Annotated in this window: 14 protein-coding genes; 8 read left to right on the top strand and 6 right to left on the bottom strand. The window is 75.1% G+C overall.

Annotated features, from left to right (window positions below; translation table 11 throughout):
- Window positions 1-75 precede the first annotated feature (75 nt).
- The 4 genes from P3T27_RS22765 to P3T27_RS22750 all read left to right on the top strand — a co-directional run bounded on the left by P3T27_RS22765 (window position 76) and on the right by P3T27_RS22750 (window position 1,743).
- Window positions 76-408 carry a hypothetical protein gene (locus tag P3T27_RS22765; RefSeq protein WP_280681307.1) on the top strand — a complete coding sequence of 111 codons (333 nt, stop codon included), beginning with the start codon at window positions 76-78 and terminating at the stop codon, window positions 406-408.
- Window positions 405-554 (top strand): hypothetical protein, encoded by a 150-nt coding sequence (locus P3T27_RS22760; RefSeq protein WP_280681305.1) that lies wholly within the window; start codon window positions 405-407, stop codon window positions 552-554. Before P3T27_RS22765 ends, P3T27_RS22760 begins: the two co-directional genes overlap by 4 nt.
- Window positions 551-739: a hypothetical protein gene (locus P3T27_RS22755; RefSeq protein ID WP_280681303.1), complete on the top strand. Its 189-nt coding sequence runs from the start codon at window positions 551-553 to the stop codon at window positions 737-739. The genes P3T27_RS22760 and P3T27_RS22755 overlap by 4 nt, the downstream gene beginning before the upstream one ends.
- 443 nt (window positions 740-1,182) lie before the next feature.
- Window positions 1,183-1,743, top strand: a complete 561-nt coding sequence (locus P3T27_RS22750) for a hypothetical protein (protein WP_280681302.1) — start codon at window positions 1,183-1,185, stop codon at window positions 1,741-1,743.
- 87 nt (window positions 1,744-1,830) lie between these two features.
- On the opposite strand, the gene P3T27_RS22745 is transcribed toward P3T27_RS22750, so the two are convergent.
- The 5 genes from P3T27_RS22745 to P3T27_RS22725 form a co-directional block, all read right to left on the bottom strand.
- Entirely contained in the window at window positions 1,831-3,093 is a 1,263-nt protein-coding gene (locus tag P3T27_RS22745; protein WP_280681301.1) for an FAD-dependent oxidoreductase, read from the bottom strand.
- A gap of 215 nt (window positions 3,094-3,308) precedes the next feature.
- Window positions 3,309-3,740 (bottom strand): nuclear transport factor 2 family protein, encoded by a 432-nt coding sequence (locus tag P3T27_RS22740; RefSeq protein WP_280681298.1) that lies wholly within the window; start codon window positions 3,738-3,740, stop codon window positions 3,309-3,311.
- Window positions 3,741-3,746: 6 nt separating this feature from the next.
- Complete coding sequence (locus P3T27_RS22735; protein ID WP_280681296.1) at window positions 3,747-4,550, bottom strand: MBL fold metallo-hydrolase; 804 nt, start codon at window positions 4,548-4,550, stop codon at window positions 3,747-3,749.
- Window positions 4,551-4,646: 96 nt separating this feature from the next.
- On the bottom strand, window positions 4,647-5,213 hold the full coding sequence (locus P3T27_RS22730) for a hypothetical protein (RefSeq protein ID WP_280681294.1): 567 nt from the start codon (window positions 5,211-5,213) through the stop codon (window positions 4,647-4,649).
- 90 nt (window positions 5,214-5,303) lie between these two features.
- Window positions 5,304-6,602: an MFS transporter gene (locus P3T27_RS22725; RefSeq protein WP_280681292.1), complete on the bottom strand. Its 1,299-nt coding sequence runs from the start codon at window positions 6,600-6,602 to the stop codon at window positions 5,304-5,306.
- A gap of 101 nt (window positions 6,603-6,703) precedes the next feature.
- Between P3T27_RS22725 and P3T27_RS22720 the strand changes: the two genes are divergently transcribed.
- From P3T27_RS22720 to P3T27_RS22705, 4 genes are all read left to right on the top strand, one after another.
- Window positions 6,704-7,801 carry a DUF5937 family protein gene (locus tag P3T27_RS22720; protein ID WP_280681290.1) on the top strand — a complete coding sequence of 366 codons (1,098 nt, stop codon included), beginning with the start codon at window positions 6,704-6,706 and terminating at the stop codon, window positions 7,799-7,801.
- A gap of 94 nt (window positions 7,802-7,895) precedes the next feature.
- Entirely contained in the window at window positions 7,896-8,753 is an 858-nt protein-coding gene (locus P3T27_RS22715) for a PhzF family phenazine biosynthesis isomerase (RefSeq protein WP_280681288.1), read from the top strand.
- Between the two features lie 74 nt (window positions 8,754-8,827).
- The gene (locus tag P3T27_RS22710; protein WP_280681286.1) at window positions 8,828-10,072 is read left to right on the top strand and encodes a phosphotransferase; all 1,245 of its coding nucleotides are present in this window, start codon (window positions 8,828-8,830) and stop codon (window positions 10,070-10,072) included.
- 46 nt (window positions 10,073-10,118) lie between these two features.
- Window positions 10,119-11,024: a LysR family transcriptional regulator gene (locus tag P3T27_RS22705; protein WP_280681284.1), complete on the top strand. Its 906-nt coding sequence runs from the start codon at window positions 10,119-10,121 to the stop codon at window positions 11,022-11,024.
- On the opposite strand, the gene P3T27_RS22700 is transcribed toward P3T27_RS22705, so the two are convergent.
- Window positions 11,017-12,213, bottom strand: coding sequence for an MFS transporter (locus P3T27_RS22700; protein WP_280681282.1), 1,197 nt, complete (start codon window positions 12,211-12,213; stop codon window positions 11,017-11,019). The two genes, P3T27_RS22705 and P3T27_RS22700, sit on opposite strands and share 8 nt — an antisense overlap.
- Between the last annotated feature and the right edge of the window lie 114 nt (window positions 12,214-12,327).

Raw genomic sequence — 12,327 nt, 5'->3', positions numbered from 1 at the left:
AACTTCGTGGCGCTGCGTCCTTGGGCATCCCTACGTCCTGACTACAGATCAGAGTTGGAGACGGGAGCCGAGGCCATGTCGCAGACGACGGACCTACAGGGGTTGGCGCAGGCCAACCGCGCCAAGGCGGAGCGTGCAGCTGACGCCGTCGAGGTGGCGGCGCGACTGGCGGGCCTCCCGAACGTGTCGGTGCTCCCGATGGCCAGCGAGCGCGGCGCGCTCGTGCAGCTCCGGATGAACCTCCCGCAGGCCGAGGCGTTCGCCAAGCACGTGGCGGCCCACGCCTGGTGTTCCGGCCGTCTGCTGCGCGGGGAGCTGACGGGGCCGATGCTTGACCAACTCGCCGAGTTGGGCCTGCCGGACCGGGTGGAGGTTCCGGAGCACGTGCGCAAGCTGCTCGCGTCGTGAGCGGCGACGAGGCGGACGAGGCGGTAGAGACCGAGCAGGACGATACCGGCGCTCCCGCGCTGGAACCTGCCGAGTCCGAGACGTTGGCCAGGCTGCGGGAGCGTACGCACCTGATCAACTCCCTGCCGGTCTGGATGCGGACGTGAGCGGCCAGGAGCCGCCCCGGTCCGGCTACCAGGTCACGGCGGCCGACCTGGGCAGGCTGATGGCCGAGTACCGGGAGGTCGCAGAACGGGCTGACCGCGCCCCGCCTACCCGGGCTGAGGTCTTGGCCTACGTCGTGGCTGGACTGCTGTGCATGGCCGCCCTGGGCTGGCGGCTGCCCCACTGAGACTTCCGTCCGTGCGTCGTTCCCCCGTGGCGCGCGGGGGCCCGAAGCTCCCGCCCCGATCGGCGTTCCTTGGACAGCACACCGATCGGAGCGGGGTCCGCAACACCGAACGGCCCGGCCGCCATCCGGCGGTCGGGACCTCACAGTGTGAGGAGTGACCAGTATGGGCCACGACCCGGAGAAGAAGCCCGAGCGGCCGCCCGGAGCCATGCCGGCGGACGTCGCCACCACCGCCAACATCCCCGTCGAGTAGGAGGAGTCACCCCATGCGCGTCGAGATCATCGTGTCCAAGCACAAGGGCAACGAGAAGCCGCCGCCGAAGCACGCGGGTAAGCCCGCGCCGGAGCCGACCCCGCCGCAGCAGTAGCGGTTCCTGAAACACTGGCAGGCCCCTCGCGCGTGTTGGCGAGGGGCCTGCCCCCACTTGCAAGGGAGAGCGCCGATGGCCGATCGTCTCGTCATCTCGTACGAGTCGCGCCACTTCGCCGACGTGGACTGGTCGGCGAAGGCGGACCGCTGGCGGGCCAGCTTCTACGAGAACGGAGCCAAGGTCTTCGGCACCGCCGACATCACCCGAGTCATCCCGGGAGCCACGCCGAACCCCCGCGAGGCGTTGAGGCAGGACCCCGGCCTGCTCGACCGCATCCCCCGCGTGATCTTCACCGAGGACGGAGGACTCGTCCCGGTGCTGGCAGAGATCCGCCCCTCGCTGCTGCTCCTGCTGGAGTCCGTCGAGGTCTCGGCCGAGTGGCGGGGGAAGGGAGTTGGGATGCGCTTGGCGGTCGAGGCCCTCCGCCGCCTGGCCGTGCCGGGGGCGCTTGCCGTCTGCTACCCGGCCCCGATCCACGACCACGGGCCGGACGAGCCGTGCAGCTTCGACTCGGATGACCCCGAGGTGCGGCGGCCGGACGAGGAGGCGATGGAGAAGCTGCGCCGGGCCTGGGCGCGGCACGGCTTCTCCCTGCTCGCCGAAGGGGTCTACGCGCGCCGGGTGGAGCCCTGACCACTGAACAGGCCCCGTCCGTGCGCATCCCTCGGCAGTGCACGGACGGGGCCTCGGTTGGTCTCTCGCCGACCAGGGCGCCGTGTCTCAGGCATCGCCGAAGGGGACGTTCGGGTCCGCCAGGCGGTCGGCAGCCACCACACGCTTGGACACGATCAGTTCGCGGATCGGGTCGGTGACGTCCCAGACGTTGACGTTCATCCCCGCCAGCACCCGGCCGTCGGCCAGCCAGAGCGCGATGAACTCGCGGGTGGCCGGATCGCCGCGGAACACCACCCGGTCGTAGCCGCCCGGTTCGACGTAGCCGACGTACTCCATGCCCAGGTCGTACTGGTCGCTGAAGAAGTACGGCACCCGGTCGTACACCGCGTCCGGCTGCCCGAGCATCGCGCGGGCGGCGGTCTGCGGCTGGTTGACGGCGTTGGCCCAGTGCTCGACCCGGATGTGCTTGCCGAACAGCGGGTGGAAGGCGTTGGCGGCGTCGCCGGCCGCGTAGACGTCCGGGTCGGAGGTGCGCAGGTGCTGGTCGGTCTTCACCCCGTTGTCGACCTCCAGCCCGGCGGCCGCGGCCAGACCGGTCGCGGGGGAGATGCCGATGCCGACGACCACCGCGTCGGCCGCCACCGTCGTGCCGTCGCCCAGCCGCACGCCGCTCACCGTGCCGCCGGTGCCGGTCAGTTCGGTCACCTGGACGCCGAAGCGCAGGTCCACGCCGTGGTCGCGGTGCAGGTCGGCGAAGACCTGCGCGACCTCGCGGCCGAGCACGCGCAGCAGCGGGAGCTCGGCCGCCTCCAGCACCGTCACCTCGGCGCCCGCCGCCCGGGCCGCGGCCGCCACCTCCAGGCCGATCCAGCCCGCGCCGATCACCGCGATCCGGGCGCCCGGCCGCAGCACCGCCTTGATCCGCTCGCTGTCCTCGGCCCGGCGCAGGTAGAGCACGCCGTCCTGCTCCTCGCCCGGCACCGGCAGCCGGCGCGGCACCGAGCCGGTGGTGAGCAGCAGCTTGGCGTACGCCACCTGGCCGTCGTCGGCGAGCGTCACGGTGTGCCCGGCCGGGTCGATCGCGACCACCGAGGTGCCCAGCCGCAGCGTGATGTCGTTCTCCCCGTACCACTGCGGCGGGTGGACGTAGATCTTCTCCCGGGGCGTCGTGCCGAGCAGGTACCCCTTCGACAGCGGCGGCCGTTCGTACGGGCGTTCGTGCTCCTCGCCGATCAGGACGATGCCGCCCTGGTGGCCGGCCGCGCGCAGCGCCTCCGCGGCCTTGGCGCCGCCCAGGGACGCCCCGACGATCACGATCGGGCGCTCGCGCCCGCCGCCCTCCGCCGTTCCCGCCGTACCCGTGCCCATGCTGAACTCCTCACTCTCCGGCCGGAACCAGGGCCCGTCCTCGGACTCCCGCTCTCCGGAGACTCCCGCCGTCCGGACGCCCGGCGGGCGTGTGCCGGCGGGCCCTCGGGGTCAGCCTGCCGCCGTCCGGGTGGCGTGTCGAGGCCGGACCGGGCGCGCCGCGCCACGCTCCCCCGTACGAGTGAACGTGGGCCGCTGGGGGTGAAGGTGGGCCGCTACGGGTTCATGGCCTCCCTGACCAGCGCGGTGTCGGTGAACTGCTCGAAGCGGACGATCCGGCCGCCGCGCACCGTGAAGTGGTGGGCGGCCCGCACCGCGAGCGGCCTTCCAGTGGCCTTGTGCACGGCCGTGTAGCGGGCCAGCACGACCACGTTCTCGCCGTCGACGACGTAGGTGTCGTCGTGCGCCGTCCAGTTGTCCCACTCGGCCGCCAGACGCTCCATCACATTGGCGGTGACGCCCTTCGGGGTGCGGTAGGTGCCGGCCAGCGGGAAGCCGACCATCTCGGTCCACTCGACGTCGTCGGCGAGCGTGGAGCGCAGCGCGGCCAGGTCGCCCCGGGCCGAGGCCAGGTACTGGCGGCGCACCACGTCGGCGGGGGCGGCGGACTCGGCGAACGAGGCGGTGTCCCTCGGGATCTCGATCATCGCGGCTCAGCTCCAGGCCATTTCGCCCAGGACGACCTTGGTGCCGATGTCGACGGCGATCCGCAGCCCCAGGTCCGGGAAGCGCCGTTCCAGCGCCTCCTTGGCGGCGGCCGCGTCCGGGGCCCGGTCGATCTCGGTCTCGAAGGCGCGCAGGTAGTCCCGGGTCTGCTGGACGGAGGTCAGGTCGGTGGGCGTCCCGGCGATCCGGTGGCCGGCCGCCACGAACTGCGGCTGGAGGGCCTCGATGCCGTCCAACAGGTCGATCCAGGCGGACCGCTGGGCGTAGGAGGGGGTGTCGGCCGTCCACACGTGCAGGCCCTCGAAGAGCAGCACGCCGCCGAGCACCGCGTGGTGGTGGTGCTGCCAGAGGTAGTGCCGGTCGGGCAGGTGGAAGTCGGCGCCGCGCAGCTCGAACCGGTGGCCCTCGAAGACGATCTCGTCGCCGTGCATCACCTCGGGCCGGACCAGCCGGGTGGGCAGCTCGGGGCCGAGGTGGGCCCAGGCCTTGAGCTTGCCCTCGTACGTCTCCTGGATGTGCTCGACGGTGTCGGCGGTGGCCAGGAACCGGGCCTGCGGGAAGGCGTCCTGGACCTCCTGGGCGCCGAAGTAGAAGTCCGGGTCGCCGTGGCTGATGAAGACGGTGGTCAGCCGCTTGCCGGTGGCGCGGATCCGCTCCACCAGGCGGCGGCCGTCGGAGCGGGTGAACCCGGCGTCCACCAGCAGGACGTCCTTGGGGCCGGTGACCAGCACGGAGGTCTTGTTGAGCGAGCTGTCGGGGCTGTCGATGATCTCGAAGTCGAGTGCGCTCATGGGGGAGTTCCTTCCTCTGGGCCGGGCACGCCTCGCGGCCAGCATCGGCGCTGGGCGCCCCGCCCGCATCCGGAGGGACCCGACGCTCGAAAGGCCCTAGACACGGCTCCAGAGGGTGAGGTCGCTGCTGGTGGCCACGGCGAGGGTGCGGCCGGAGGGGGAGAAGCCGGCGGCGCGGAAGGTGGACCAGCGGGAGTCGAAGACGTGCCACCAGGTCTCGCCGTGCGTCCCCTTCCACGCCGGTGCCGCACCGCCGATGAGCAGCACCCGGTGGTGCGGCCACTCCGGGGCGACCACCTCGACCTCCCAGCCGTCGGCGCTGGTGTGCAGGCCGCCGCCCCACAGCCCGGCCACCGGGATCCGGAGGTCCGCGACCGGGCCGAGGCCGGGGCAGGAGAGGTCCGGGCCGTCCGGGTCCTCCTCCGGGTCGTACTCGCGCTCCAGCTTCTCGCCGGTGACCGCGTCGAACAGGCCGTGCCCGCTGCTGGAGACCACCAGCACCAGGTCGTGGCCGGTGCCCGGGTCGGTGGCGAAACCGATGCCGAGCAGCCCGCCGACCGGGACCATCCCCCGGCCCACGGGCCGCCAGGGCTCCGGCGGGGCCGTCACCTCGGCATTGAGGACCCGGTCGCGAAGCTGCTGCTGGAAGGGGGTGAGCGCCATGCGGACGATCATGCCATCGCACCCGGCCGGGTCACCGCGCAGGCGGGGGCATGAGACAGCGGGGTGCCCGCCCTCGGCGTCGAGGGCGGGTCACCGCGCAGGCGGGGGCGTGCGGACGGGCCCCAGCCGGAGCACCGCCAGCGCCCCCAGCAGCGTGGCGCCGGCGAGCACCGGCCACAGCAGCCCGGGGCCGACCGCCAGCAGCGCCGTCAGCACCGCCGGCGCCGCCGCCCGGCCCACGCCCGACGACACCTCCCAGCGCGCCAGGGCCCGCCCCAGCAGGTGCGGCGGGGCGACCGCCGCGACCAGGGCCGTGCCCGAGCCGGTGTAGAGGATCTCGCCCAGCGTGTACAGCACCGAGACCACCGCGACGCCCGCCGCCCCCGGCACCCCGCCCAGCGACCCGGCCGCCCAGAACCCCAGGTAGGACAGCGCCAGCACCACCCCCGAGGCCGCCAGCACGGACCGCCGCGACCGGCCCGCCAGCCGCAGCACCAGGGCCAGCTGGAGGGCGATCACCAGCACCGTGTTGCCCACGAACACCCCCGAGGACCAGGCCGGCGAGGCGTGCAGGTGCAGCACCAGCAGCGCTGGCAGCGCCACCTCCAGCACGTCGAAGCAGAACGCGTACGGCAGGTTGGCGAGACCCAGCAGGCTGATCCGCCGCAGCGGCTCGCCCGCCTCCTGCGGACGAGCCGCACGGTCGGTGACGGCCTGCGGGGCCCGCACCCGCAGCGACAGCACCAGGGCGGCGGCGACCAGGCAGGCCGCGCCCGTCACCCAGGCCAGCGCCCGGACCGCGCCCGCCCCGCCGGTCACCGCCAGGGTGGCCAGCAGCGCGCCCGCGCCCAGCCCGGCGTTGCGCAGCGACCGCCCGGCGGCGAGCGCGGCGTCCCGCAGCCGCCCCTCGGTCAGCGTGGACACCACCGCGGCGTGGGTGGTCGGCCAGGACTGGCTGCCCATCCCGAACAGCACCGCCGCCACGGTGAACCAGGCCAGGCCGTTCGCGGCCGGCAGCGTCAGCGCACCCGCCGCCCGCAGCACCAGCGTCGCCGCGGCGGGCAGGGTCCGGGCACCGCGGTCGATCCAGCGGCCGGTCAGCGGCACCACCAGGAGGCCGGCGACCATCCCCGCCGACATCGCCAGCCCGGCCGCGCCCGCGCCCAGGTGCAGCACCCCGACGCCGTACAGCAACAGGAACGGACGCAGCATGCCGCCGCCCACCGCGTCCACCGCCAGCGCGACCGCGTAGCGGGGCCCGCCCGCGGCAGTCAGCAGGCTCAGCAGCGCGGACGGGCCCCGGCGACCGGCCCCGACCGGCGGGGCGGGCGGTTCACCGGCCCGTACGGCGGCGTGGTCGTGGACGGACTTCTCCTGGATCAGGCTCATGGCCGGTACCGTCCGCCGCCCGGCGGCCGCCGGGCACGCGGATTGACGGTTCGCGTCAATCGACGCCGGCCGTGCTCGGGCCGGGTGGCAGGATCGGGGCCGTGAGCGTGACCATCGACATCACCGCCCTGCCCGACGAGCGCCTGCTCTTCACGCCGTCCCCGCTCGGCGAGCTGAACGCGATGCTGCACGTCCTCGCCGAGCCCGCGCACCACCCCGCGCTGCACGGCTGGGCGTCCAGCACCACCGCGGCCGTCCCGCCCGAGCTGTCCGAACGGCTGCTGGAGGCCGACTTCCTGTGGCGCTCCTCCCGCGCCGACTTCCTCGTCCCAGGGCTTCCCGGCGCCACCCTCAGGGCCGAACTCGACGCCGTCGACCGGATCGACGACGAGCTGTACGTCGCCGCCGCCCTGATCACCACCTGCGGCTCCTCCCGGCTCGCCCACCGGCAGGCCTCGCCGCTCACCGACCCAGCCGCCAACGAGCGCGCCCGTGAACTCGCCCTCGCCCGCGGCCCCCGGCAGGCCGCCTTCGCCGACCGGCTGCTCGCCGACCCGCCCGCCGTCCGCGCCCTGGTCCGGCGGATGCTGGAGGACTGCGAGTCCGCGTTCTTCGCCGACGCCTGGCAGCGCGTCCTGCCCGACCTCGCCGCCGACGCCCGGCACAAGGCCGACCTGCTCGCCCGGCGCGGCCCCGGCGAGGCGCTGGCCGCGATCTCACCCTCCGTCACCCTCGACCAGGGCGCGGACGGGCGGCGGCGGATCGTCATCGACAAACTCCAGGACAACTCCACCAGCGGCACCGACAGCGGGGGAGTCACCTTCATCCCGACCGCCTTCGGCCGACCCCACCTGCTCGTGGTGCACGCCCCCGGCTGGCGGCCCGTCCTCCAGTACCCCGTGGCCGAGGCGGGCCTGCCCGAACCGGTCTCGCTCGCCCTCGTCCAGCAGCGGCTCGAAGCCCTCGCCCACCCCGTCCGGCTGCGCCTCGCCCGCACCATGGCGCGCGGGCCGCACACCACCGGCGAACTCGCCGCCGCCTGGATGCTCAGCGCCCCCGAGGTGTCCCGGCACCTGGCCGTGCTGCGCAAGGCGGGGCTGCTCACCACCCAGCGGCGCGGGCGGTACATGCTCTACCAGCTCGACCTCGCCGGCAGCGCCCGGCTCGGCTCGGACCTCCTGGAGGCGGTGCTGCGGTGATCACGCCGCGCTGGCCGTGCTGTGGTGGCCGTGCTGCGGTGACCCTGGTGCGGTGACCGGGAACAGCGGCGGAGCGGAACGCGTTCGTCCGGGCATGACCGACGACGCCTCGCCCCGCATCCTGCGCTACGCCGCCTTCACCACCCGCCCCGAGGGCGGCAACCCGGCCGGGGTGGTGCTCGACGCCACCGGACTGACCGACGAACGGATGCTCGCCATCGCCGCCGGGCTCGGCTACTCCGAGACGGCCTTCCTGACCGCGGGCCGGACCGAAGGCGCCCACCACGTCCGGTACTTCAGCCCGCTCACCGAGGTGCCGTTCTGCGGCCACGCGACGGTCGCCGCCGCCGTCGCCCTCGCCGGGCGCACCGGCCCCGGGCGCTACGTCTTCACGACGGCGGCGGGCGAGGTCCCCGTCCAGGTCGACCAGGACGCGGACGGCGTGCTGCGCGCCACCCTCACCAGCGTCGAGCCCCGGGTGGCGGACGTGACCGCGGCCGACGTCGACGAGGCCCTCGCGCTGCTCGGCTGGGCCCGCACCGACCTCGACCCGACGCTGCCGCCCCGGGTCGCCTACGCCGGCGCCCGCCACCTCGTGCTCGCCGCCGCCACCCGCGACCGCCTGGCCCGCCTCGCCTACGACTTCGACGGCCTCGCCGCCTACATGCGCGCCCGCGACCTGGTGACCCTCCAGCTGGTCTGGCGCGAGAGCGCCCACGTCTTCCACGTCCGCGACCCCTTCCCGGTCGGCGGCGTCGTCGAGGACCCCGCCACCGGCGCCGCGGCCGCCGCCTTCGGCGCCTACCTGCGGGACCAGGGCGCGGTGACGGCCCCGGCGGTGCTGACCCTCCACCAGGGCGAGGACCTGGGCCGCCCGGGCGTGCTGCGGGTCGAGCTGCGGGCGGAGGACCCCCGGGTGCGGGTGTCCGGCGCGGCGGTGGCGATCCCGTAGGGCCCGCCGCCACGCCCCCCTCGGCCGCCGGATATTCGCTCGCGCACCCGGGCGGCGTGGGCGAAGCTGCCCGGATGCAGCGAGCGAGTGAACGCACCGTCACGGTCCATCTCACCCACGGGGACGAGTACTTCGGGCCGGTGGGCCCGTTCGAGGCGGCGGGCGGGTGGTGGTCGTCGGTGGACGGGGTGGTGGCGCGGACGTCCGAACTCGCCGGGGTGCCGGTGCTGGTGGTGCGGCTCGTGCGGGGGCGCAGCGAGCAGGGCGGGCACGGCGGGCAGGTGTGGTACCACGCCGAGGCCCTGGAGCGGCCCGGCGCGCTGGCGGCCCGGACGCCGGACGCCGGCACCGCCGCCCTGCTCGGCCCCGCCGAGCACCGCGCCGCCTGGGCCACCCCGGCCGGCCTGCGGGACGCGTTGGCCTGGGCGCGGGCGGAGCTCACCCGGGTGGGCCGCCCGGCGGCCGGACCCGCACGGCAGGTCCGCACCTGGAACCTCTCGGGCCTCGTCCGCATCCCGACGGCCACCGGCCGCGACGCCTGGCTGAAGACCACGACGCCCGCCTTCAACGCCCGCGAGGGCGAGGTCATCGCGCTGCTCGGCGGGGTCGACCAGGCCCTCGTGCCGCCGGTGCTGGCCGCCGACCCGGCGGGCGGGCGGCTGCTGCTGGACCACGTGCCCGGCACGGACTGCTGGGGCCCGTCCGCCGCCACCGTCGCCGACGTGGTGCCCCGGCTGGTCGCCGCCCAGGCGGCACTGGCCGCCGATGGGCGCGCGGCGGCGGCCGGGCTGCGCGACCGGACGCCGCGCACCCTGCTCGCCCAGGCCCGGGCGCTGCTCGACCGGCTCCCCGGCCCGACCGGCCTGACGGCGCGGGAACTGGCCGACGCCCGTCGGCTGGTCGACGAACTCCCGTCGCTGCTGGAAGAGTTGGAAAGCTGCGGACTCCCGCAGACGCTGGTGCACGGCGACTTCCACCCGGGCAACTGGCGCTCCGACGGCGAGCGTTCGGTGGTCGTCGACTACGCCGACTCCTGCCTGGGCCACCCCGCCCTGGACGGGCTGCGCCCGCGCGCCTACCTCGCGCCGGAGCGCTGGGAGCAGCTCGCCGCCGTCTGGTCGCGGGCCTGGCAGGAGCACGTTCCCGGCGCGCGGCCGCAGCGGGCGCTGGAACTCGTCGAGCCGCTGTACCACCTGTCCTACGCGCTGCGGTACCAGGAGTTCCTGGACCACATCGAGGCGAGCGAGCGCCCGTACCACGAGGGCGATCCGGCCGCCGAGCTGCGCGCGGCCCTGGCCTGCGCCGTCCGCCCGCGCTGACGGCGGGCCTTGAGGCCGGCGGGCCGGCGGACCGTAGACTTCCGGGGTGGATCGGACGACGCCAGGCCCCGTGCTGCCGGAGCTGCCGCTGCAGGAGCTGGAGTGCTTCTCCGTGCTGGTGCACCAGCTGCACTTCGGGCGGACGGCGGAGCTGCTGGGCGTCTCCCAGGGGCGGGTCTCCCAGCTGATCAAGCGACTGGAGAGCCGGGTGGGCGCCCCGGTGTTCCGACGGACCAGCCGCCGGGTCGAGTTGACCGAGCTGGGCCGCGCCCTGGCCGAGCAGGTGGTGCCCGCCTTCGACCGGCTGCGGGCGGGGTACGAGGCCGCCCGGGCCCGGGCGGCCTCGACGCACCGGCCGTTGCGCCTGGGCTTCCAGTGCGCCGTGTACGAGCCGGTCGCCCGGGCGATCGCGGGCCTGCCGGAAGGGGCGGCCCACCTGGTGGAACTGTCCTGGGGAGATCCGTTCTCCCACCTGGGCCGGGGTGAGATCGACCTGGCGATCGTGCTGTCCCCGTGCCGGGAGGAGGGCCTGCGGGTGCTGCTGGAGTTCTCCCGGCAGCCGATGTACGTCGCGCTGTCCGCCGCGCACCGCCTGGCCGGGGCGCCGAGCGTCGCCGGGGACGAGCTGGCCGCTCTGGCACTGATCGAGCCGCGCGGGCCCGCCCCCGACTACTGGCGCCGGGCGAACGCCCCGCGGCGGACCCGGGACGGGCGGGAGCTGGCCTACCAGGCCGGCGCCGCCACCGTCCAGGAGGGGCTGTCGACGGTGGCCAGCACCCGCCGGGGGCTGCTGCTGTGCGAGGCGAGCACGGCCTACGTCCAGCGGCCCGACATCCGCTACCTGCCGGTGCCGGACCTGGAGCCGTCGACGCTGCTCGTCGTGGAGAGCGAGCGGAGCTCGCACCCGCTGGCCGACCGGTTCGTGGAGCTGCTGGCGGGCTCCGTCAGGTGAGCCGGCCGCCGCGCGGCCGGGAGATCGCGGCGAGCAGCAGCCCGACCGCGGTGACCAGCCCGGCCGAGAGCAGCACGGCGCGGTTCCCGGCCCGGTCGATGACCAGCCCGCCGGCGAGCGAGCCGAGCGCGATGCCGGCGTTGAACACGCCCGCCCACAGCGCCGCCGAGGCCTCGATCCGGGCCGGGTCGGCGGTGCGGACCCAGGTCTGGGTGGAGATCGAGACCCCGCCGTACGAGGCTCCCCAGACGGCGAGTGCGAGCAGGACCGCCGCGAGGCTCCCGGTGAGGAACGGCAGCAGGGCGGCGGCGAGCGCGACGCCCGCGAGCGCGGTGGTCACGGCCGCCTTCGGGTGCCGTCCGGCCAGCGGGCCGAGGGTGAAGTTCCCGGCGACGCCGGCCAGTCCGTAGACGAGCAGGCAGGCGGCGATGGCGCCGCTGCTCAGGCCCGCGTCGAGTTCGAGCACCGGCCGTACGTAGGTGTAGCCGGTGAAGTGGCCGAGCACGACGAGCGCCGTGACGGCGAGCCCGGCGGCGACCCCCCGGTTGCGCAGGGCGTCGGCGATGCCGTCGAGCCGGCCCCGCTCGTGGACCGGGAGGGCGGGGAGCGTGCGGGCGAGGACGGCGGCGGAGACCGCGCCGAGCAGGGCGAGGGTCCAGAACGCGGAGCGCCAGCCGAGCAGGGCCGCGAGGTAGGTGCCGAGCGGGACGCCGAGCACCGAGGCGATGGAGACACCGGAGAAGATCAGCGTGGTGGCGAGCGCGATGCGCGGTCCGTCGGCGAGCCGGGGGCCCAGCCCGGCGGTGATGCCCCACACGATGCCCATCGCCAGGCCGAGAAGGACCCGACTGACGGCCAGGACGGGGTAGTTGGGCGCGAGTGCGGTGAGCGCGTTCGCCAGGGACAGCAGCAGCAGGAAGGCGATCAGCACGCCCTTGCGGTCCCGGAGGCCGATGAGCGCCGGCACGAAGGGGGAGAGGACCGCGGCGAGGATCCCGGTGATCGTCAGGGAGAGCCCGGTGACGCCGTCGGAGACGGCGAGGGTCTTCGAGATGGGCGTCAGCAGTCCCACCGGCATCATCTCGGAGGAGACCACGGTGAAGGTGGCGAGGGCGACGGCGACGATCGGCGCCCAGCGGGGCGGACTGCCGGGGGCGGCCGGGGGCGCGAGGGTTTCGGCGGTGGTCATGGGGCCAGCCCACCACCCGCGCCGAGGGCCGAACAAGATCGATGAGCTCATCCATCCATGAGCCAGGCTCATCGATCCGAGGGTGTCCCCGGTGCCGCCCGCCGCAGTGCGGGA

This window comes from Kitasatospora sp. MAA19, from assembly GCF_029894125.1.
Classification (GTDB): domain Bacteria; phylum Actinomycetota; class Actinomycetes; order Streptomycetales; family Streptomycetaceae; genus Kitasatospora.
Note: the sequence above shows the minus strand (reverse complement) of the source record. Positions and strands in the feature narration are given on the sequence as shown.

Excerpts from the sequence above, each read along its gene's own strand:
- P3T27_RS22735 (WP_280681296.1), bottom strand. The coding sequence starts at position 4,550 with ATGAGCGCACTCGACTTCGAGATCATCGACAGCCCCGACAGCTCGCTC.
- P3T27_RS22725 (WP_280681292.1), bottom strand. The coding sequence starts at position 6,602 with ATGAGCCTGATCCAGGAGAAGTCCGTCCACGACCACGCCGCCGTACGG.
- P3T27_RS22750 (WP_280681302.1), top strand. The coding sequence starts at position 1,183 with ATGGCCGATCGTCTCGTCATCTCGTACGAGTCGCGCCACTTCGCCGAC.
- P3T27_RS22700 (WP_280681282.1), bottom strand. The coding sequence starts at position 12,213 with ATGACCACCGCCGAAACCCTCGCGCCCCCGGCCGCCCCCGGCAGTCCG.
- P3T27_RS22745 (WP_280681301.1), bottom strand. The coding sequence starts at position 3,093 with ATGGGCACGGGTACGGCGGGAACGGCGGAGGGCGGCGGGCGCGAGCGC.
- P3T27_RS22740 (WP_280681298.1), bottom strand. The coding sequence starts at position 3,740 with ATGATCGAGATCCCGAGGGACACCGCCTCGTTCGCCGAGTCCGCCGCC.
- P3T27_RS22730 (WP_280681294.1), bottom strand. The coding sequence starts at position 5,213 with ATGGCGCTCACCCCCTTCCAGCAGCAGCTTCGCGACCGGGTCCTCAAT.
- P3T27_RS22715 (WP_280681288.1), top strand. The coding sequence starts at position 7,896 with ATGACCGACGACGCCTCGCCCCGCATCCTGCGCTACGCCGCCTTCACC.
- P3T27_RS22765 (WP_280681307.1), top strand. The coding sequence starts at position 76 with ATGTCGCAGACGACGGACCTACAGGGGTTGGCGCAGGCCAACCGCGCC.
- P3T27_RS22710 (WP_280681286.1), top strand. The coding sequence starts at position 8,828 with ATGCAGCGAGCGAGTGAACGCACCGTCACGGTCCATCTCACCCACGGG.